This is a genomic window from Pedobacter sp. PACM 27299 (genome assembly GCF_001412655.1).
Lineage (GTDB): Bacteria > Bacteroidota > Bacteroidia > Sphingobacteriales > Sphingobacteriaceae > Pedobacter.
In genome coordinates, this window is the sequence record NZ_CP012996.1 from 1,689,675 (window position 1) to 1,712,130 (window position 22,456).

The window sequence follows — 22,456 nt, forward strand, 5'->3', positions numbered from 1 at the left end:
AATAAAAATTTCACTCCTTAAAACTGCGCTTTCACTAAGTATATTGTACGAGTTCACTCCCGAAAATTTCATTATGTGCCAATTATCCCCCACTTTGGAACATGATTTTGAATAAGACTTCATTTTTTTTGGCTGTTTTAGCAGGCTTGTTTACTACACAAGTAAACGCACAAACTACTAAAAAATTTCCAACTAAAACCACTAAGAAAGTAGTAGCGGATACGCTAAAAAAGAAAAATGCTGCTGACACCACCAAAGGTAAGGAGCTGAAAAGTTATGCCGAATTGCTAAAGAAAGCAACTACGGTAAATGGACTGTTTAAAGTCCACCAGGTAGAAACTGATTATTACTTTGAGATCCCCCTGAAGTATATGGGTAAGGACTTTTTAGTAGTCAACAAAATATCATCCGTACCATTAGCACTCAATGAATCCGGATTAAACAAAGGGATGAACTTTGACAACAAAGTGATTCGCTTTTCACAAAATAAACTGGCAAAAACCATCTGGGTAAAAACCATTGTTCCTCAGGTAGAATCACCAGAGGGAGATGCCATCACCCGTTCCGTAAAAGACAACTTTATCGGTTCTGTAATTGAATCTTTTAAGATTGAAGCCTATAGCCCGGATTCATCCGCAGTAGTGGTTAAAATGAACAGGGTTTTTGACGGTACCGATAAAAGCTTTAATGATGTTTTTACCGATATTGGTTTAGGTACAGCGCCGAAAAGTTCATTGTCAGCTATTGAGCAGATTAAAAGCTTTCCTCAAAATGTAGTGGTACGCGCACTATTGAGTACCAGAGTATCAGAGGGGCAAAGCAGTATTCCAATCAGTGTAGCGGTAACGACTAACGTGCTTTTATTACCTGAAAAACCGATGAAACCACGTTATGCAGACGATAGAGTAGGGTTTTTTACCACACCAAGATGGTACTTCTCTGATACGCAGCATAAAATGGAAAAAAGGGAACTGTTAACCAGATGGAGAATGGAACCTAAAGCGGAAGACCGTGCCCGTTACCTTGCAGGAGAACTGGTAGAACCGGAAAAACCAATCATCTTTTATATCGACCCATCTACGCCTCCACAATGGAGACAGCAGATCATTGCTGGTGTGGTAGACTGGCAGAAAGCTTTTGAAGCTGCAGGTTTCAAAAACGCGATTCAGGCAAGAGAAGTAAAAGACATTGCTGATTATGATGGTGATGACATTCGTTATTCGGAGATCACTTATGCAGCTTCACCGAAATCTAATGCAATGGGCCCGGCAGTAATCGATCCGCGTTCAGGAGAAATCCTGGAATCAGATGTGATCTGGTGGCACAATGTAATGACTTCACTGCAGTCCTGGATGAGGGTTCAAACAGGAGTGATTGATGAAGGTGCAAGAGGAAATAAGTTTACAGATGCACGTATGGCACATGCCATCCGATTTGTATCTTCTCATGAAGTGGGCCATACTTTAGGTTTGAAACACAACATGGGCGCTTCCTTCTCTTTCCCGGTAGATTCTTTACGCTCGCCTTCCTTTACGGATCGCATGGGCGGAACAGCTTCTTCGATCATGGATTATGCACGTTTTAACTACGTAGCACAACCAGAAGATAAAGTAACGAGCATTACGCCAAAAATTGGTGTATATGATAAATATGCAATCGCATGGGGATACCGTTGGTTAGATACCAAAGATCCACATGAGGAAATTCCAGTATTAGCGAAATGGATCAAAGACCATGAAAATGATCCTTTGTATTTCTATGGTGAGCAGCAAAGTTTAGTAGTAGATCCAAGATCTCAATCTGAAGATTTAGGTGATGATGCCGTTAAAGCAAGTCGTTATGGTTTGTTAAACTTAAAGCGTCTGATTCCTCAGATCACGACCTGGGCAGCAAATCCTGGAGAAGATTATTATCAGGCAGGAAAGCTATACATGGCTGCCATTTTCCAATGGCTGACTTATGCAGAACATGTGACTGCAAATATCGGTGGTTACTATTTAGAGAAACCAGTAGCAGGCGATAAAAAGAATGCTTACACACCGGTTCCAAAAGCAATGCAGATCAAAGCACTTGATTATTTGAAACAAGAGGTGATGGAAGTACCGGATTGGTTGTTCAATAAAGAATTATTGATGAAAACATTTCCGATCAAGGATTCTCCGGTAGGACCTTATGAGTATGGACCATATAATGTAAGACGTGAATTCCAATACGGCATTTTATACAGCCTGGTGAGTCAGGAGCGTCTGTTGAGAATGATGGAGATGGAAGTATTGCTAGGCAAAGACAGCGTATACACCGCTAATGAATTGCTAAAAGAAGTAAGAGAAACTGTCTTCGCAAAAACTCAGCGTGGTAAAACACTTTCCATTACCGACCGCATGTTACAGCAAAACTACGTAGATGTATTATTGGTGAGCACCGACAAAATGTTGGAGAAAATCACTAAAACAGCTTTACAAGACAATAAATTAAAAATGCAGCATCAATTGCAAGTGTGTGATTTCAGTAATGATGGTAAATCAGTTGTAGGGGCTGAGGAGACGTCATTGAGAAATATTCAGGTGAGTTCTATGAGCAGAACCTCTGATGTGGCAGCTGCGAAACGCAGTGAGTTACTTCAGATTCTTACGATCCTTGAAAAAAACAAAGGCAGGGGAGATGATGCAACCAAAGGTCATTATATGGACTTAATCCTTCGGATTCGTCAAAGTCTTAGAATGAACTAATCACAACCAACAACTATCATATTTAAAAAGGGGACAATGAACAAACAATTAATGCTAATACTAATCTTGCTGGGCTTTGGCTTTGCAGGTTTTAGTCAGACAACCACCACCATCACCGGACAGGTGCTGGATGAAAAAGATGGTTTGCCGATACCTGGAGCTTCGGTATTTGTAGACAAGGCCATGATTGGCGAACAAACAGGTGTTCCTGGAGTGATTCAGAATTCGGTAGTGGGAACCGTAACTGATGGCGATGGTAAATTCACATTGAAAGTACCAGAAGGAACAAAAGCTTTAAGAGTTACTTACCTTGGATACGAGTCTGCTCAAATCAATATCATCAACAAAACACACGTCAATGTGACTTTAAAGAACGCTGACAATACCTTGGGGGAGGTAGTGGTGAATGGTTATACTGATATTGCAAAACGTAAAAATACAACGGCGACGGTAAAGCTGGACTATGACAAAGTGCGTCAGACTGGTGTTGCCGGTATCGACCAGATGTTAGAAGGACAGGTTGCTGGTGTTTCTGTTGGAAACATTACAGGTGGTCCTGGTGCTGCTCCGCAGATCAGAATCCGTGGTACGGTTTCTTTAAACGGTTCACAAGATCCACTATGGGTATTGGACGGTTTACCTTTAGATGGTACCAATTTGCCTAATACCATTGGAAAAGATGATATCGATCAATTGCGTAACCTCCCAATTGCAGGATTAAACCCTGATGATATCGCCGACATTACGATCCTTAAAGATGCTGCCGCTACCGCTATTTATGGTGCAAGAGCAGCAAACGGAGTCATCGTGATCACGACTAAAAAAGGTAAAGTAGGCCCAATGGCGATCAACTTCTCTGCGAATTCATTCGTTTCACAGCGTCCGGATCTGGGCAGACTGGATCTGATGAATGCAACAGAGAAAGTAGATTTTGAATTGGGCATGGCTTCCAGATCAGATTTAACTTATAGAGATACACAAGGTGGCGTAGCCAGAATTTTAAACAAAAACGGTGAATTGAATAAATTCAGAACTGGTGGTTTTTCTGCTTTATCTGCAAGCACTCAGGATGCGATCAATGGCTTAAGGGTACAAGGTACAGATTGGGGTAAAGAATTATACCAAAATGCCTTAAATCAGCAGTACACTTTAGGTTTGTCTGGTGGTTCTGAGCAAGCCACGTATTACTTCTCCGGAGGTTATTACAATGAGCAGGGTGCAACGAAGCAAACCGGATTAGAGCGTTACAACATGACCTTGAAAACCGATTATAAGATCTCACAAAAACTGAAAGCAGGCGTGGCGTTTTTTGGTTCCAAATCAAAACGTACCAATTACTTTGCAGATAAAGATGCTTTTACCAATGTTAGTACGTATACCAGAAATGTAAATCCTTACCAAACGGTTAGAGATGCTGCAGGTAATTTCAATTATGATCCTGATATTTTTGGAAATGTTGGCGGTGATGTATATGTTCCATTTAACATCATTGAAGAACGCGAGAATACCCGCTATACATTAAACAATAAAAGTGTGAAGACGATTATGGACCTGAGCTATCAGATCAATAAGAATCTGAACATCCGTACAGAATTAGGGCTACAGTTTGAAGATACAGGAGTAGAAAAGTATGCTGGTCAGCAGTCTTATAACTTACGTAAGGTGAGAGAAAGCACTAGCTTTTATAACTCTACCACCAAGAAAACAGATTATTATCTGCCAGTAGGCGGGATGATCTCTAATCAGAATAATTCTAGCTTCCAATACAATTGGAAGTCAATTTTGGAATACAAAAAGGTATTTGCTGAAAAGCATGAAATTGAAGCATTGGCTGGTTCAGAGTTGAGAAGAACACTCAACGAAGGGATATTGACCAGAGGTTTTGGGTATGACGACCGTACTTTAACCAGTCAGGCGATTTTATTTAGAAATTCGGGTGATGCACAAAGAAAGGATTTAAGTTCTTACCAAAAATCACAGGTAGAAAATAAATATGCCTCTTTCTATGGCACTTTGTCTTATACTTACGATAGAAAATATACCCTATACGGGAGTATTCGTTATGATGGATCTGATTTATTTGGGGTAGATCCTAAATACAGATTCTTGCCGATCTATTCCCTTTCAGGCGCGTGGAATGCAAGCGAAGAGAAATTTATCAAAGATATTTCATGGATCTCTAACCTTCGTGTCCGTACTTCTTATGGTTTACAAGGTAATATTGATAAGAATACGACTCCTTATGTGGTAGGTGCCTACGAACAAGCTGGTATTCTTCCAGGAGGAAATCAATCTACAATTGTAGTAACCAGTCCACCAAACAATAAATTGAGATGGGAAAAAACTTCTACTTTTAACGCGGGTCTAGACTTTGGAATTTTGAACAATGCAGTTCAGGTGACTTTTGATTATTACAATCGTTTCAGTAAAGACTTAATTGGAACAGAAGAGCTGCAACAAGAGAATGGTTTTAATTATACCAGTTCAAATTTCTCACAAATTAGAAACAAAGGATTGGAGCTGACGATTTCTACAAGAAATATGAGCACCAATAATTTCCAATGGTATACTGATTTCAATATTGCACACAACAAGAGCAAAGTAGTCAGAGAAAAAGTGCGTGCCAATCAGCTGAAACCATCTAAAGAAGGTTATCCTGTAAACGGATTGTTCGTCATTAAAACTGCTGGATTAGATAAAGATGGCATTCCTCAGTTCAAAAATAAAGAAGGAAACATCGTTTCTTTGGAAGAGTTTTACAAATTGTATGACCCTTATGCAGATGTAGAATGGTTAGCAGGTTATTATACCAATAGTGCTTTGAGCGGTAAAGATTTCCAGGATTTATATACTTATGCTGGTAATGGAGATGCAGAATATACTGGTGGTATCACTAACCGTTTCCGCTATGGAAACTTTGATTTATCGGTGTCTGCACTTTTCAATATCAATAAATTGGTAAGAGAGCAGGCACTTTATAATCCTGCGCAGGTAGACCGTGGTAGAAACTACCCAAGAGCGATTCTTGATGCCTGGAGCCCAACAAATACGGGCAGTACTTTACCAGGAATCTATGGTTCATCTACCAACCCAGACCGTTGGATGGCTTATACCTGGCAGAGTGGAAATGACCCGGCTGATACTTACAGAGACCTTGATATTTACGTAAGAAACATGAGCTATGTACGTATCAATAGTATCCGCTTAGGTTATACTGTACCTTCAAAAATTGCAGGAAAAGTAAAAGCAAATAGTTTAAGAGTGAGTGTGGAAGCAAGAAATCCTTTCGTGATCAGTACGAATTACAAAGGTTACTTCGATCCGGAAACTTATGGTAACATTTATTCACAACCGATCACTAGGAGTCTTTCTATTGGTCTTAATGCTAGTTTTTAATTCATAAGAAGATGAATAAGATCATAAAATTAAGCGCAGTTTTGTTGTTGATGGTATCGGCAAGCAGCTGTAAAAAATACCTGGATGTACAACCGGTGGGAAAGGTGATCCCTACTACTGTTGAAGACTTCAGAGCCCTGTTGAACTCTGGTTACACTCAGTTTCCAACCCATAAATCAATGTTGGCTTTTCGTACAGATGAGTTATTGGTGAATGAGCAGGAACCGAGTTCGTCAATTTTTCGCGACCAGTACAAATGGAACGATCAGAACCCGGATCCAAATTCAAGGGAAATGCCTTATGGAGGGTTTTATACTTCTATTTTCTATGCCAATTCTGTAATTGGGGAAATAGAAGCTAAAGCAGGTAAATCCGCAGCAACCGATCAGATTAAAGGAGAAGCTTACTTGCTTCGCGCTTATAACTATTTTGAGTTGCTGAATGTATATGCGAAATCTTTTAATCCAGCTACGGCAGGAACAGATCGTGGTGTGCCGATTTCCTTGGCCATTGATCTTGAAGCAAATTACAAGCCTTCAACCATAGAAGTAGTCTATAACCAGATTTTTTCTGACATCGCTGCCGGACAGGCTTTAATGAATACAGATAACTTTGCAGCAGGATTGAACTACCGTTTCACTAAACGTGCAGCCTTGGCTTTAACAGCAAGAGTTCATGAATTCAGAGGAGAGTGGGCTAGCGCGCTTAAAGCGAGTCAGGATGCTTTGGCGATGAACAGCCAGTTGGAAGATTTGAATATCGCAGGAGCGGTATCACCAAACAACTACCTGTCTAAAGAAAACATCATGTCGATGGAAGAGGCTTTCAATCCAGATGTGACCAGAAGTGCGATCATGTCTCCACATTTGATTGGGATTTATGATCAGGCTAACGACAAAAGGTTTGCTTTGTATTTTGGTAAATCTGATGGAGAATACGTTTCCGTCAAAGGAAACAGCAATGCCTTCAAAACCTCTTTCCATAACTCGGAGCTATATCTGATTCAGGCAGAGGCAGCCTTGCAATTGAAGAATATTTCTTTAGCACAGGAAAGTTTGCTGGCACTCAAAGCGAAACGTTATACGCCAGTTTATTTCGCCACAGAAAAAACACGCGTGATGGCATTGAACAATGATGATTTGATGTTGGATATCTTAAAAGAAAGAGAAAAAGAATTCGCATTGGAAGGTCAGCGCTGGTATGATTTGAAACGTTACGGTCAGCCGGAATTGAAACATACCTTAAACGGTGAAGTATTCACCTTGTTGAAAAATGATCCAAGGTATACCATTCGCTTCCCTCAGTCGGCAGTGAGAGCAAATCCGAACCTTCAATAGCATTAATAATATAAAGAACGATATGTGCGGGTGATTAACTCCGGTCTGTTTTACAGACCGGAGTTTTTTTTTACTTTTGCATCCAAGCAAGAAGAGGATGAAAGTAGCAATTATTGAGGATGAGGAGTTGGCAGCAGTTACCTTACGGAAGATACTGGTCCAGTTAAATCCGGAGATTGAAGTAATGGCGACTTTAGCTACCGTCGAAGCTGCGGTAGAATGGCTCAGTAACCATACTCCAGATCTCTTGTTTATGGACATCCACTTGGGTGATGGCGAAAGCTTCCAGATCTTTGAACAGGTAGAAGTAGACTGCCCGGTGATCTTCACCACGGCCTATGATCAATATACCCTGAAAGCTTTTAAAAATCAAGGCATCGATTACCTGCTCAAACCTTTTGATGAAGAAGACGTAGCCGCAGGCCTGGCTAAACTCAAAGGGATTCGCAAGATTTCCGAAGTCGGCCTTCCACAAATCAGTTACCAGACCTTAGGTCCAGCACCGAAAATCCGCAACCGATTCATGGTCAAATTAGGAAAGCTGATCAAGACGGTTCAATCTGAGGATGTGGCTTATTTTATGGCAGAAGGAAAATACCTGTTTCTGGTGACCAACGACAAGCAGAATTACATCATCGAAGAAACCATTGGCAGTCTGGAACCCCAACTGGACAGCTCCGACTTTTTCCGCATTAACCGCAAATTTATCATCAACATCAAAGCAGTAAGGGAGATGTACAAGTTATCCAGGAATCGGGTAAGAATTGTATTGGAGCCTGCACCGGTAGAAGGACTGGAAGTGGTGGTAAGTGAAGAAAGAGCAGAAGCCTTTAAAAACTGGCTGAATCAATAAGGTTTATTCTTATCATTCTAGTGTTTTCAAGAATCGTAGGTTAGCTATCTGATCTTTATTTTTATTTTTTGAATATATCTATCTTTATAGTTGTTTAATTTAGCTTTTTTTGTTATTTTATGTGGTATTTTTGCTTATTAATTTATTCATGAGCTTATATTGTTTTTTTTGGCTTGTTAGTTTCTTTTAAGTGTATTTTAGTCATAATCTCTCTGTACCTAGAAATAAAGAAATCATGCGTATATATAAAGACTTAGATCTAGTAGCACAGTTAGGTTCAGGTATCCTACGTATTTTGGAAAGTTATGCAAAGGAGTGTTTCCAATTTTTCCGATAATTTTTTGCTAATGTCTTTTCCTATAAATAGCAAAGTAATTAAAGTTGGTGTAATGAGTGAAATAGGTGGTCCAATATCTAATTTAAGCCTAAGACAAAATGAAATACTTCTTTTGTTTAAGGATAATAATAAAATAACGAAGCGTGATTTAGTTAAACTGTTGGGCATTAATATTTCAGCAGCTCAAATGCATATAGATCGTCTTAAAGAGAAGGGATATATCACTCATATTGGTGGTACGAGAGGTCATTGGCAAGTTTTAATGTGAAAACTGGCTGAATCAATAAAAACGGAACATTTTAGGTCGGTAAGGTATTTTTTATATACTTTTACCCCCGACCAAATACTACAATATCTTGCTGTAAGCAGCAGTATATTGTGAGATAACCATAAAATGAACCACTTTAAACTCCTGCTTCTGGGCTTGCTGTTTTCCTGCATCGGGGTTACTGCGCAACAAAAAAGCATTAGCTTTAATCACCTGACAGTGGAAAATGGATTGTCGCAAAGCAGTGTGTTATCTATTACTCAGGATAGTCTTGGCTTTATGTGGTTTGGCACTAAAGACGGACTAAATAAGTTCAATACTCAGAATTTCGAGATTTATAAATACCATAAAAACGACAGTAGTTCTTTAACGAGCAGCATGAACATCAATGCGCTGCTCACAGATAGCAAAGGAAATGTCTGGGTAGGAACGCAAAAAGGACTCAATCTGTATCTGCCAAAAACTAATTCTTTTAAGCGCTTTCAGCACCATAACAAACAAAAAAACAGCATTAGTCATAACATCATCAGGAGCATTTACGAAGACCGACAAGGTTTTATTTGGGTAGCTACGGATAGTGGTTTGAATAAACTAGTCGCTCCGGATAAGTTTGAGCGCTTCATGACTTCCAGTGATCCGCAAAAAGGTCCGGTGCACCATCTGGTTAAATCTGTTTATCAGGATCACAACAATGTGATGTGGGTGGGCACACTTCAGGGGCTGATTAGTATGGTTTTAAAAAACGGTAAATATGTTTGCCGTGCCTATGTACACGATAGGACCAAACCGGAAAGTTTGAGTGATAACGACATCAGTTCTATTCTGGAAGACCATCGGCACAACTTATGGATTGGGACGCATAGCGGCGGGCTGGAGTTAATGGATCGCAGCACTGGTACTTTTAAGCATTTCCGTTTTAAGAACGGGCAGCCCAATAGCATCAGCAGTAATGTGATCCGTAAAATGATGCTGGCAAAAGACGGAAAATTATGGGTATCTACCTTAAATGGCATCAATATCATCGACGTAGATAATTATGCGATTAAGGTTTTGAACCACCTTCCAGATGACCCTTCCAGTTTAAATCAGAATTCCATTTACGACCTGATGCAGGATGCCGCCGGTTCCATCTGGGTGGGAACTTATTACGGCGGTGTTAATGTGTACCATGTCAATTCTACCCCTTTCCGCGAATATAAATCTAAGATTGGAGAGAATGGGCTCAGCAGTAATGTAGTCAGTTCGATAGTAGAAGACTCGAAGCATAATCTTTGGATTGGAACAGAAGCGGAGGGCCTCAATTATTACGATCGGGCTTCGGGCAAGTTTACGAGTTTCAGACATGACCCTGAAAATCCTTCTTCGCTCAGCTCTACACTGGTCAAAGCTGTTTCTATCGACCATAAGGGAAAAGTCTGGGTGGGTACTTACGAAGGAGGGCTAGAACTGTACTTGCCGGAAACGAAAAATTTCCGCCATTATGAGCCAAATCCTACAGACCCAACCGCTTTAAATTCCAATCGGATTGTAGCCTTATTACACGATCGTCAGCAGCGTTTCTGGATCGGAACCCGTGCCAATGGACTCTTTCTCTACAATGAAAAAACAGATAACTTTTCTCCCTTTTCGGGGATCAATGACAAACATGATTTAAAAGTAGTACGGTACTTATTTCAGGATTCAAAAAATAATGTCTGGATCTGCTGTAATTCTGGAACCTATATTCTGGAGCCAAATTCCACTAAGGTGAGGAAGTTTAAAAATAGTGAGGAACGGATGCTGTTCAACGATATTAACTTTGTACAAGAGGATTCCCGTGGTTATATCTGGCTGGGAGGTTATGAGTCCGGCCTGATTCGTTACCTGCCTAAAAATAAAACGATCCGTTCGTTTAAAAAGGAAGATGGTTTGCCGAGTAATGTAGTGCTGGGGATGCTGGAAGATGATAAAGGGAATCTTTGGATCAGTACTGACAATGGCTTGTCGAAATTTGACCGCAAGACTTTTAAAACTTATACCGTAAGGGATGGCCTTCCAGGGAATGTATTCAATTATAATTCTTTCTTTAAAGACAGTAAAGGAGAGTTTTTCTTCGGTGGATTTAATGGCATGGTCAGCTTTTTCCCGGATCAGATTAAAGACAATAACCGCGTGCCGAAAGTGGTGTTTACACGTCTGAAACTTTTCAATAAGCCCATCACGATCAATGATGAGACGCAGTTGCTGAAAGAAAATATCAGCCTCACCAAAGAGCTTACCTTTTCTTACCATCAAAATATTTTCACGGTAGACTTTGCCGTGCTCAATTATATCAAGTCGGAGAAGAACAGATATGCTTATAAACTGGAAGGTTTTGAAAAGGACTGGAATTATGTGAGCAGTCCTTCCGCCACCTTTACCAATTTACCTTCGGGCACTTACACTTTATTGATCCGTGGCTCTAATAATGATGGGGTCTGGAATCCGGTGCCTACTAAACTGCTCATTCATGTGAATCCGCCATTCTGGAAAACCTGGTGGGCCTACCTGATTTATATGTCCGCTTTCCTGGGGATGCTATTTTTGTTCTCCAGGTTCCTTTGGATCAGGGCGCTCCTGAAAAGAGAACAAGATGTGTATCAAATGAAACTAGATTTCTTTACCAATGTTTCCCATGAAATCAGGACACCACTGACCTTGATTGAAGGGCCTTTAGAAACGCTGATCCATGAAACTCAGGAATCACCGGTATTAAATAGAAAATTATTGACGGTAAGGAGAAATGCTGGACGCCTCACCAGGCTGGTGAATGAACTGCTGGATTTTAGAAAGGCAGAATCCGGAAAGTTGAGCCTTAACATTTCGCCGGGGAATATTGTCAGTTTTGCCAAGGAAATCTATCTTTCTTTTACGGATCTGGCGATTAAACAACATATCGATTATCAGTTTTTATCCGATGAAGCCGAAATTGAGGTTTATTTTGACAATGAACAGCTGGAGAAAGTGCTGTACAACCTCTTATCAAATGCCTTTAAATGTACGCCAGAAGGAGGGATGATCCGATTATCCGTTTTAAAAACACCAGATGGTTTTGTAGAAATTCGTACCTGTGACAATGGGAAAGGGATTCCAGAAGAAAGCAGGGATAAGCTGTTTACCAATTTCTATCAGGTAAAAGATCCGCTTTCCAGAAACAGCGGTACGGGAATAGGCCTTGCCCTTTCTAAAAAGATAGCAGAACTGCACCATGGCAGCCTATTTTTAGCGGAACAAAAAGACATTCCGGAAGCGGGTATCCGTACTTGTTTCTGCTTGAAACTGAAATTAGGACAGGCACATTTTTCAAAAGAAGAATTAGTACAGGACTTCCTGAATAGCGAAAACCCGGCACATTATCTGGCAGCCGACACATCAGCACTAGAGCAAAGCCCCTACCTGCCAGCAGCGGAAAATGGAGATCCAGAAGAGCAGGTGACGATTTTGATTGTAGAAGACAACCATGAGGTGAGAGACTTTATCGTACAATTCTTACGACCGTTTTATATCGTTTTAGAAGCAGAGCAGGGTGCAATAGGACTGCAAATCGCGATTGATAAAATCCCTGACCTGATCGTCAGTGATGTGATGATGCCGGTGATGGACGGATTGGAACTATGCCGGACGCTGAAAACCGATGTCAGAACCAGCCATATTCCAGTTATCCTGTTAACTGCAAGAACTGGAAATATCCATGAAGTGAATGGCTTGAAAACCGGGGCAGAGGCTTACCTCACCAAACCTTTCAGCATCAGCAGCCTGCAGCTGACCATCTCGAACCTGCTCATGCTGCAGGCCAATATGAGGCGAAAGTTTAGTCAGCAGATTACCCTGCAGCCTGCCAATATTTTAATTGAGTCCTCAGATGAAGAATTCCTGAATAAAGTAATGACACTGATTGAAAATAACTTTACGATATCGGAGTTTAGCGTCAACACCCTGGCCTCAGATTTAGGGATGAGTACACCCATCCTTTATAAAAAGATTAAAGTGCTGACCGGCCTCACCGTTAATAATTTCATTAAATCTGTCCGGCTGAAAAGAGCAGCCCAACTGCTCCGTCAAAAGGTATACACCGTTTATGAAGTGGCCTACCTCGTAGGTTTTAGTGACCCCAAATATTTCAGTAAAGAGTTTGTGAAACAGTTTGGCAGAACCCCTTCTGATTATGCATTAGAGGAATAATCACTGCTTATTTAAGAATTTCCCCCTTTATAATTAAGAATTTCCCCCCTCAGAGATGCGCAGGAGCGCTACATTAGCAAAACCAAGTATAATTTATCTGTAAGACCAATTGATCTGATGAACGAGTATTCTATGATTTCTTGTCCTGTATTTTCCGCTTTTGGAAACATTTACCAGGATTCCTCATCGCTGTTATGTACTTGCATTTGCAAGGTTCATGAGGCGATTGTATTCCCCCGTATTTCAAATAAATGTGCTGGTAGCGCCTCTAGGATTCTAACTAAATAACTATTGATTATGAAAGCACAATTACTAAAAGTATCGATGGCTCCTGCTCAATCATTTAGTGTCAGACAGGATGTCGAACCATTTGTCAACAATAAATGGCATTACCACCAGGAGCTGGAATTGATTTATTTTAATGAAGGTAAGGGAATGCAGTTTATCGGGGATAACATTCAATCTTTTGATTCGGGAGACATCATTCTGGTAGGTGCGCATTTGCCGCATTACTGGAGATTTGAAGATGCCTATTTTGAAGGTGGCGAAAAGAGCGGTACTGCAGATGTAAAGGTCGCTCATTTTAGCGAAGACCTTTGGGGAGATTTCTTCTTGAACCTGCCGGAAAATAAAGCCTTAAAAGATGTGATGGAGAAATCCAAAAGAGGCGTGAAGGTGACCGGCAAAAATAAAGAAATAGTAGCGGCATTACTTACGCGCATGCTGGAAGCTGAAGGAACGGAAAGAATCATCATGCTGATGCAGGCTTTACTGGAAATCGCTAAATGCAGTGAGTTGGAAACGCTGGCTTCCGTTGGTTTTCAGTACGACCTGGAACAGGTAGAGAAAGATCGCATCAGTGACATCTATGAATATACTTATGCCAATTTCAGGAATAAGATCTGTCTGGAGGAAATTGCCGATGTAGCCAAGATCAGCCCTAATTCTTTCTGCCGTTATTTTAAATCGCGCACGCGAAAAACATATTCTCAATTTCTAACAGAGATCAAAGTAGGGCAGGCCTGCAAGCTTTTGATTGAAGCTCACCTCAACCTTAAACAAATCTGCTACAACAGTGGCTTTAATAATTTTGCCAGTTTCCATAAGTGTTTTAAAAAGGTAACCGGGAAAAGCCCCCTCTGTTACCAACGGGAATTTGTAACTGAATATATCAACTAAAACAGCAAGCCAATTCTGTTGACAACTACGCCAAACCAACCGACTGATTCCTAAAAAATAATCCGTCCCTTAGATTAACCAAAATAAACTTAAACGAATAATAATGAAAATGACCACCACTACTACAAAGCGCCATAGGAGATATATGGCTTTGCGCTCCTGACCAGCACGATGACCGGATTCCCGGAATAATTAGCTGAAGATCAATTAAAGTATTTACTCATTTTTAAAACTGAAGTATGAAGGAAATTTATACTATGAACCTCTATTTGTCTAACAAATGGAAAGTGTGCACGATCAGGAAGGTTGGCGTCATCATTTTACTAGCCATCGGGATGTTATTTTCCCCCTCCGCGTATGCACAAACAATTAAAGTAAAAGGCGTAGTGAAGGATGATAAAGGGGTGCCGCTTCCAGGGGTGGGCGTCAAAATTAAAGGGACATCAACGGGTACTTCTACCAATGGCGATGGCCTCTACAGCATTACCGTACCTAGTACATCAGCGGTATTGGTATTTAGCTATATCGGCTTTATGCCTCAGGAAGCCACAGTAGGCACTAAAACTACGTTAAACATCAGCCTGAAAGAAGATTTCTCTGATCTGGAAGAGATTGTCGTAACCGGTTATGGCGGGGTAGCCAGAAAGAAAGACCTTACCGGTGCCAGTTCCTCTGTGAATGAAAAGGCAATTAAAGAACGTCAGCCAATTAACCTTTTTGATGCTTTGCAAGGCCAGGCAGCAGGGGTTTTAATTGTGAATGATGGTGGTGGTGCTCCAGGTGCTACAGGTTCTATCCAGATTCGCGGTACTTCTACTTTGAATGGTGGAAATGGACCTTTATATGTAGTAGATGGGGTGATCGACGAGAACGGTGCGAATATCAATCCTGCCGATATGGCCAATATAGAAGTATTGAAAGATGCGGCATCAGCTTCCATCTATGGTTCACGTGCGGCTAACGGTGTAATTTTAATTACCACCAAAAGAGGACAGGAAGGAAAACCTTCCATCGACGTGACCTATAACCATGTATTTGGTCGTTTGGCACATAGCATTCCCATCAGTAATTCTGCGGAAGTACGTGCATTCAGAGCGATTCAAGGCAGAACGAATGCCACAGACTCCCTGAATCCAAGTTTCAATGCAGATAATGATTTGCAGGATATCTTATTAGGTAACCTGGCTCAAAAGAAAGAAGTTAAACTGGGAATTAGTGGTGCCCAAAAAGGATTGAACTATTATACCAGTTTAAATTACCTGGATGATCAATCTATCATTAAGAACAGCTGGGCAAAACGTCTGCAGTCGAGGATAAACATCGGCTATCAGATCTCCCCAAAATTAAAGTATTCGAATAATGTATCCTTCGGCTGGTCGAAAGGAAATGCAATTCCAGTGGGAAATACAATAAAGGTTGTCGTAGACCGACCTGCTTATTCCTTACTTTACTATCCTGACGGAACTTTAACCAGTTATATTGCTTCAAAAAGGAATCCAATTGCCCAGGCTTTATATGAGCGGGATGAAGAAGAAGTGTATTCTGCACAATTGAACAATCAGCTGGATTATTCCTTCACGAAAGATCTGAAATTTACGACTTTATTTAACGCAAAACTCGATAATGCGCAGAGTATGTATTTCTCCCCAAGGATCATCTCCGCAAATAAAGATCAGAACTCTGGTAAAAATGAGATGAATAAAACGTTCAGATATGAATATCAGGCTTTTGTGAATTACAACAGAACCGTGGCGACTGACCATGCTTTTTCTGCTTTGCTGGGTTTTAGTGCCGACAGAAGGAAGTTTGACCGCATCCATACAGAGTATCAAAACAGTGTAAATGAAGCAGTTTTTGTAACGCTTCCTGATTACCTGACGGCTTCTAAAAGTTATACAGACGGAACGGCAAATTCTACGGCTTCTATTTTTAGTAGATTAGGCTACAACTATAAAGGGCGCTATATTTTACAGGGAACCTATCGTAGAGATGGATCTTCCAGATTCGGATCAGAAAATCGCTGGGGTGATTTCTTTTCTGCCTCTGCAGCATGGCGTTTCTCTGATGAGAAATTCATGAACTTCGCAAAACCTTACTTGGAAGACGCAAAGCTTCGTTACAGTTTTGGTCAGCTAGGAAATGATAAAATCGGAGATTACGAGTCTTATACCAAATTCGGATTTGCAGGAAACTATAACGGTATTGGTGCTGCGGTACCGGTTTCAAACTTCGGTAATCCTTATATCAAATGGGAAACCACTACACAGAACAATATTGGAATGGACCTGAGTTTCTTCAAGGGAAGGTTAGGCATCACCGCTGATTATTACGTGAAGGAAACCAGTAACCTATTGTACCCAAGAGAACTTTCTAAAGAAACAGGATACAGTACGGTGCTGGTAAATGTTGGCACCATACAGTCAAAAGGTTTTGAGTTTGTGGCCACCGGAACACCAGTAGTTACAAAGAATTTTGAATGGAGCATCATGGGTAACATCACCTTTGAGCGCGGAACAATAAAGAAACTCGCAGGTGGTATTCCATTCTTTGTGGGTAATAAATGGTATGTAGAAGAGGGTGGTAAAATTGGTAACTTCTATGGTTGGAAAAACCTGGGTGTATACCAATGGAATGAATCGAATGCTTATGATGAAAACTGGAAAAAACTAACCTTAGTGTTAGAGAATGGACAGCCTAAAATTGAGAATGGTAAACCCGTTTATACTTCAAACGGACAGCCATATACTGGAAATGTGTTGAGTAAAAGGGCACCGGATGGTAAGCTTAAAGGTGGTGATGCAGAGTGGGAAGAGGTAAAAGCGGATGGGGTAATTGACGATGAAGATCGTCAGATTCTGGGCAATGCTACTCCTGATTTTTATCTGGGTGTGACGAACAATTTCCGTTATAAAAATATATCATTGTCCTTTACTTTCAATGGTTCATTTGGTGGCGAGGTATACAATACCCTTTTACAAACACAGAATAACCCTTCCAATACTGGTGCCGGATCTCCGGATATGGTTTACAATTCCTGGAGAAAACCTGGTGATATTGCCAAATACCCTTATTACATCGAGAAGAATAACCGTGGAAATCTGAAAACTAATCAGAACAGTTTGTATGTAGAAGATGCTTCTTTCTTTAGGTTATCGAGCGCACGCTTGTCGTACCAGCTCAATGAAAAATGGTCAAAAACCGTTGGCATGAGAAGGATCAGTACCTATGTATATGGTACCAATTTATTAACCTGGACCAATTACCGCGGTTATGATCCTGAGTTTAGCACCAACAACCCTTTAACCCCGGGTGATGACGTTGGTAAATATCCAAGAAGAAGAGAGTTTGGTTTAGGTATCAATGTTAATTTCTAATAAGATGATGATGAAAAAGATAATCGCGATGTCTGCTTTAGGCGCAGCGTTGTTACTGGGTGGCTGTAAAAAGTTTTTAGATGAAAGACCTTTCAATCAGGTACCCTTAGCGGATTTTTATAAAAACAGATATGATGTGGAAGCTGCAGTTGCAGGGATGTATTCTGGCTTTCAGCAGGAAATGGTGGGCAAGGACCAGTACACAGAAAAATATATGTATTGGGGAGAATACCGTTCTGACAATTTCGACAGGTTTCTGATCTATACTAAAGATTTTGTGGATGAGGTGGTGCTGAATAGTTTAACGCCTACCAATCAATTTTCGGATTGGACCGGGCTATATTCAGTCATCGGCAGAGCCAATAATAATATTAAATATATTCCGCTGACCGCAAATCTGGACCCACTGCTTACGCCAGCGATGGTGAACAGCTACCTTTCCCAAACTTATGCCATGCGTGCCATGAGTTATTTTTACCTGGTTAGGGTTTGGGGCGATGCAGTGATCAGACTGGAACCTTTTGAAAGTCTGGATGCTGTTTCCGAAGAACCCCGGGTTGCTAAAGATAGGGTGATCAATGAAGTGATCATTCCTGATCTCCAGAAAGCCTATGACCTGGTCAAAAAAGGCGACAAACCTGTAGTGTTCAATATTGGTGAAGCAGCGATCTGCGCTACTATGGCTGATGTGTACATGTGGAAGAAAGATTATCCAAATGCCATCAAATGGATCAAACTTTTATTTGCAGCTAAAGGGCCTACCGGAGCAGTATATACTGGCGCCAGTGAGTTGAATTTACAGCCTTCTGCGACATGGAAAAATATATTTACCGCACCTGCAAGCAGCATGGAATCCATCTGGAGCATCCACTGGGATTACCAGAAAAACGGCTGTGCCTGTATGCAGACCTCCTGGACTTCTAATAACAAACAGATTTCTATTGATGAGGGCATTTATGCCACCTGGTTTCAGCCACAAGTATCAGCCACAACCAGAACTACAGATATCAGACCAAGACAGACAGCAGATGTATTTTTTGGAGGGACGAAACCAAACAGGGATCGTTTTGTGAAATGGTACCCAACGGCTGCCAATCCTATTGCTGCAGATCCATGGCCAGCCAGCAACCAATTGCTGCCAGTTTATCTGACCATGTATCGCCTGAGTGATATTTATCTATTGTATGCGGAAGCACTGAATGCAACTGGTGATTTACCAAATGCGTTAAAATACTTAAATTATGTTCGTAAGCGTGCAGTGGTTCCGGAGTACCTGTCTACAGATCCTTTAGTATCCAATCAGGTGGCAATGGAGAATGCCATCCTGAACGAAAGACAGCTTGAGTTATTTGGCGAAGGTAAAAGATGGTTCGACCTGGTTCGTACCAATCATGTCAAAACAGTGATGGATCCGATTCTTAAGCGAAGACAAACGGCTGCCGGAAATATAGATGCCCCAGGGTTTTTGAATCCTGAAAATAAAGTCTACTGGCCATTGCATAGAAATGTGCTGAACTCTAATTCTAAATTAAACCAAAATCCTGGTTACACCGATTAATCAACAGACAATGAATAAGATCAATAGATTACTGAAAAGGTACGCCTTCTTATTGCTGCTTCCATTAACAGGATGCACGTTGTTCGATATGGAACTACAAAAGAAATATGATTATAATCCTCAAACACTGGATCCGAACATTCATATCTCGGCTAGGAAGTTCTTAGAAGACCGTTCTTATGAAAGTCCGACTAACCTGAACGATACGGTTTTTAAATGGATGAGAAAGGGTTTGGAATATGCAGAGATCGACCTTGCCGCTTATGAAAAACAGGGCATGACTTTCATGTTTCTTCACAATGATGCCATCCGTGTTTGGGATGCCAAAACGAATAAGGTGACTGGAGGAATGTGGTTTAATTTTCCTATTATCACTTTGGTTCCAGGTACAGAGTCGATTGCAACAAGTCGGCCAGCCACAAAATGGTCAGATTATCCTAAGGCTGATGTGAAGAATTATTTTCTATACCTGATGCTGCAAGGGACTTATAATTTCAATAACCTTCGTTTAACACCTGTGGATGCACAAACCATGCTGCCTCCGGGAACATTGGCTACCAAATCTTCTTTGCTGGGTCTTGTGAACGGAGCAAAAGGATTTGATCAGGAGGGTAAGATGAGTTTATCCATTCTGAACAACGATGACCTTGCGCCATTGGTGATCAATAAATTAACGAGAAACAGATCCGGTGGTTATGTGACCACAAATGCCATTGTTCATGTATATGGCGCCACAGTTTTCCCTTACCGACCAGAATAAAATTTATGAGAAGCCTAACTTTAGTCCTTTTTTGCACGATCCTGTTTAATAATGTATTCGCACAGCAAAGTCAGCGTTTAACCCAAAACTGGGAATTTCTGAAAGGAGATCTTGGTGGTATTTATGAAGCCATCAGGCCGGTGAAAGCCGGAAATCCTGAAAGTGTCCCGGTATGGGAGCCAGTCCTTCTTCCGCATTGTTTCAATGCGAAGGATGCCGTTACTCCCGATCTAAACTATTACCAGGGGCCGGGTTGGTACCGGACGCAGCTGACGATCAGCAATCCTTATAAAAATGGGCGCACACTCCTTCATTTTGAAGGGGCGGGGCAGAAGACTAAAGTTTATATCTATGATGTTTTAGTAGCCGAGCATGTTGGCGGTTACGATGAATGGACGGCCGATATCACCGATGCGGTAGCGGCTTTCCGTAAAAACCCTTTATTTGAAAAACAGTTTAAAGGAAAGATCCCGGTAGAAATCCGCTCGGACAACTCCCGGGATCTTGAAATGATCCCTTCGGATCTTTCAGATTTTAATGTATATGGCGGTTTGTACCGTTACCTGAACCTTGTTTATGTTCCTCAGGTATCCGCAGAAAAGGTTTTTGCTGAGGCAAGTGTGGATGCAAAAGGTAGTTTGGGCCAACTGAAGATCAGTTCCCGATTGCTAAATCCTGATGGAATAGATACGATATTAGTGAAATTCCAGGTTAAAGATCCTCAGGGGAAATTAGTGGTTTCTTTTAATAAACGATGGAAGGCATTTTATGGTAAAAAAGAGCTTTGGGAAACTTCGCTGAAGAAACCACAATTATGGTCTACGGAGCATCCAAATCTGTATACTGTAGAAATGAGCATTACTGCGAATGGACTGACCTCAGTTCATTCCGAAAAAATAGGATTCAGAAACTTTGAGTTTGTTAAAAAAGGGCCTTTTATGCTGAATGGCAAAAGGCTTTTATTAAGAGGTACGCACCGTCATGAAGACCATGCGGGTGTTGCCGCGGCCATGACAGAAGATCAGATCCGTGAGGAAATGGTGCTGATGAAAAGCATGGGCGTTAATTTTATCCGCCTCGGTCATTACCAGCAATCCAGAATTGTACTGGATTTATGTGACAGTTTAGGGATTCTAGTATGGGAAGAGATTCCTTGGTGTCGTGGCGGTTTAGGTGGCGAAAGCTATAAAAAACAGGCACGTACCATGCTCCGCAATATGGTGGAGCAGCATTATAACCACCCTTCGATTATCATCTGGGGAATGGGGAATGAAAATGACTGGCCGGGAGATTTCTCGGAGTTTGATCAGCATAAGATCAGGGAGTTCATGAAAGAACTGAACGACCTTTCACACGTACTGGATCCTTCCAGAAAAACAGCGATCAGAAGATGTGATTTCTGTAAAGACATTGTAGATGTTTACTCGCCTTCGATCTGGGCAGGTTGGTATCGTGGGATTTACACAGAATATAAAGAAGTATCTAATCAGGAATTTGATAAAGTAGATAACTTCCTTCATGTGGAATGGGGAGGGGATAGCCATGCAGGTCGACATTCGGAAAGTCCGGATAATGCTTTGAGTTTGGTGACTAAAGGTAAGGGTGCCGATGAGCGTGCAGGTGATGCCTCGTTATTTGGCGGCAGTGCCCGTGTTTCTAAAGATGGCGACTGGAGCGAAAGTTATATTGTAAACCTGATCGACTGGCATTTGAAAGAGCAGGAAACCATGCCTTGGCTGACTGGTACTGCCTACTGGCCATTTAAAGATTTTTCTACGCCTGTTCGTCCGGATAATCCCGTTCCTTATATGAACCAAAAGGGGGTAGTTGAGCGTGATTTCACTAAAAAAGAATCGTTTTATGTGTTCCAGTCGTACTGGACAACAGCGCCGATGATTCATATTTATGGCCATTCCTGGCCAGTAAGATGGGGTGATGCTGCAGAAGAGAAAATGGTGAAAGTATATGCAAACCTGGATGAGGTGGAACTCTTCCTGAACGGTAAAAGCATAGGCAAGAGAAAAAGAAATAGCCAGGACTTTCCTGCTGCTGGGTTGAGGTGGATGGTCACCTTTAAGGAAGGCCAGAATACGATAAAGGCGGTTGGTAAGAAAGATGGAAAGGTGTTTACAGATGAAATCACACAAGAATATCAAACGGCAAAATGGGATAAGCCCGTAAAAATGATACTGGAAAAGGTCTCTGAAAAGGATGGGGTAGCGACGATTCGGGTTAAAGTGTTAGACAAGAACAATATCTTGTGTTTGGATGCGCAAAACTATGTCAGCTTTGGCATCACCGGCGACGGTACTTTGATCGATGATTTGGGGACTGCCCGCGGCTCCAGAAAAGTACAGCTTGGAAACGGCCGTGCAGCGATCAGCATCAAAATGAATAAAGGAAAGAGTGTAGCGAGCGTAAAGGCTGATGGATTGCCTTCCGCATTTGTGGAAATAAACGAATAG

At 41.3% G+C, this 22,456-nt stretch carries 11 protein-coding genes; all 11 read left to right on the plus strand.

The genetic code is table 11. The features are described 5' to 3' along the window. The first annotated feature begins 128 nt into the window (after positions 1 to 128). The 11 genes from AQ505_RS07230 (at position 129) to AQ505_RS07280 (ending at position 22,456) form a co-directional block, all read left to right on the plus strand. Positions 129 to 2,729: a zinc-dependent metalloprotease gene (locus AQ505_RS07230; protein ID WP_231635036.1), complete on the plus strand. Its 2,601-nt coding sequence runs from the start codon at positions 129 to 131 to the stop codon at positions 2,727 to 2,729. Positions 2,730 to 2,765: 36 nt separating this feature from the next. Then, complete coding sequence (locus AQ505_RS07235; protein ID WP_062547560.1) at positions 2,766 to 6,125, plus strand: SusC/RagA family TonB-linked outer membrane protein; 3,360 nt, start codon at positions 2,766 to 2,768, stop codon at positions 6,123 to 6,125. An 11-nt stretch (positions 6,126 to 6,136) separates the two neighbouring features. Then, complete coding sequence (locus tag AQ505_RS07240; protein WP_062547561.1) at positions 6,137 to 7,462, plus strand: RagB/SusD family nutrient uptake outer membrane protein; 1,326 nt, start codon at positions 6,137 to 6,139, stop codon at positions 7,460 to 7,462. A 97-nt stretch (positions 7,463 to 7,559) separates the two neighbouring features. Continuing rightward, positions 7,560 to 8,315, plus strand: a complete 756-nt coding sequence (locus AQ505_RS07245) for a LytR/AlgR family response regulator transcription factor (protein ID WP_062547562.1) — start codon at positions 7,560 to 7,562, stop codon at positions 8,313 to 8,315. A 347-nt stretch (positions 8,316 to 8,662) separates the two neighbouring features. Continuing rightward, positions 8,663 to 8,920, plus strand: coding sequence for a MarR family transcriptional regulator (locus AQ505_RS26615; RefSeq protein WP_082461769.1), 258 nt, complete (start codon positions 8,663 to 8,665; stop codon positions 8,918 to 8,920). Positions 8,921 to 9,046: 126 nt separating this feature from the next. Continuing rightward, the gene (locus AQ505_RS07255) at positions 9,047 to 13,120 is read left to right on the plus strand and encodes a hybrid sensor histidine kinase/response regulator (protein WP_062547564.1); all 4,074 of its coding nucleotides are present in this window, start codon (positions 9,047 to 9,049) and stop codon (positions 13,118 to 13,120) included. A 297-nt stretch (positions 13,121 to 13,417) separates the two neighbouring features. After that, positions 13,418 to 14,299, plus strand: a complete 882-nt coding sequence (locus AQ505_RS07260; RefSeq protein WP_062547565.1) for an AraC family transcriptional regulator — start codon at positions 13,418 to 13,420, stop codon at positions 14,297 to 14,299. Positions 14,300 to 14,538: 239 nt separating this feature from the next. Beyond that, positions 14,539 to 17,673 carry a SusC/RagA family TonB-linked outer membrane protein gene (locus AQ505_RS07265; RefSeq protein WP_062547566.1) on the plus strand — a complete coding sequence of 1,045 codons (3,135 nt, stop codon included), beginning with the start codon at positions 14,539 to 14,541 and terminating at the stop codon, positions 17,671 to 17,673. A 4-nt stretch (positions 17,674 to 17,677) separates the two neighbouring features. Beyond that, a complete protein-coding gene (locus AQ505_RS07270) occupies positions 17,678 to 19,231 on the plus strand; it encodes a RagB/SusD family nutrient uptake outer membrane protein (RefSeq protein ID WP_231635037.1) in 1,554 nt (517 codons plus the stop codon). A gap of 10 nt (positions 19,232 to 19,241) precedes the next feature. Further along, a complete protein-coding gene (locus AQ505_RS07275; protein WP_157262237.1) occupies positions 19,242 to 19,991 on the plus strand; it encodes a hypothetical protein in 750 nt (249 codons plus the stop codon). Positions 19,992 to 19,996: 5 nt separating this feature from the next. Continuing rightward, positions 19,997 to 22,456, plus strand: a complete 2,460-nt coding sequence (locus AQ505_RS07280) for a glycoside hydrolase family 2 TIM barrel-domain containing protein (protein WP_062547568.1) — start codon at positions 19,997 to 19,999, stop codon at positions 22,454 to 22,456.

Bases quoted from the DNA above. Each gene is read 5' to 3' on its own strand.
- AQ505_RS07270 (WP_231635037.1), top strand. From the start codon at position 17,678: ATGATGATGAAAAAGATAATCGCGATGTCTGCTTTAGGCGCAGCGTTG.
- AQ505_RS07280 (WP_062547568.1), top strand. From the start codon at position 19,997: ATGAGAAGCCTAACTTTAGTCCTTTTTTGCACGATCCTGTTTAATAAT.
- AQ505_RS07240 (WP_062547561.1), top strand. From the start codon at position 6,137: ATGAATAAGATCATAAAATTAAGCGCAGTTTTGTTGTTGATGGTATCG.
- AQ505_RS07255 (WP_062547564.1), top strand. From the start codon at position 9,047: ATGAACCACTTTAAACTCCTGCTTCTGGGCTTGCTGTTTTCCTGCATC.
- AQ505_RS07275 (WP_157262237.1), top strand. From the start codon at position 19,242: ATGAATAAGATCAATAGATTACTGAAAAGGTACGCCTTCTTATTGCTG.
- AQ505_RS07245 (WP_062547562.1), top strand. From the start codon at position 7,560: ATGAAAGTAGCAATTATTGAGGATGAGGAGTTGGCAGCAGTTACCTTA.
- AQ505_RS26615 (WP_082461769.1), top strand. From the start codon at position 8,663: ATGTCTTTTCCTATAAATAGCAAAGTAATTAAAGTTGGTGTAATGAGT.
- AQ505_RS07235 (WP_062547560.1), top strand. From the start codon at position 2,766: ATGAACAAACAATTAATGCTAATACTAATCTTGCTGGGCTTTGGCTTT.
- AQ505_RS07265 (WP_062547566.1), top strand. From the start codon at position 14,539: ATGAAGGAAATTTATACTATGAACCTCTATTTGTCTAACAAATGGAAA.
- AQ505_RS07260 (WP_062547565.1), top strand. From the start codon at position 13,418: ATGAAAGCACAATTACTAAAAGTATCGATGGCTCCTGCTCAATCATTT.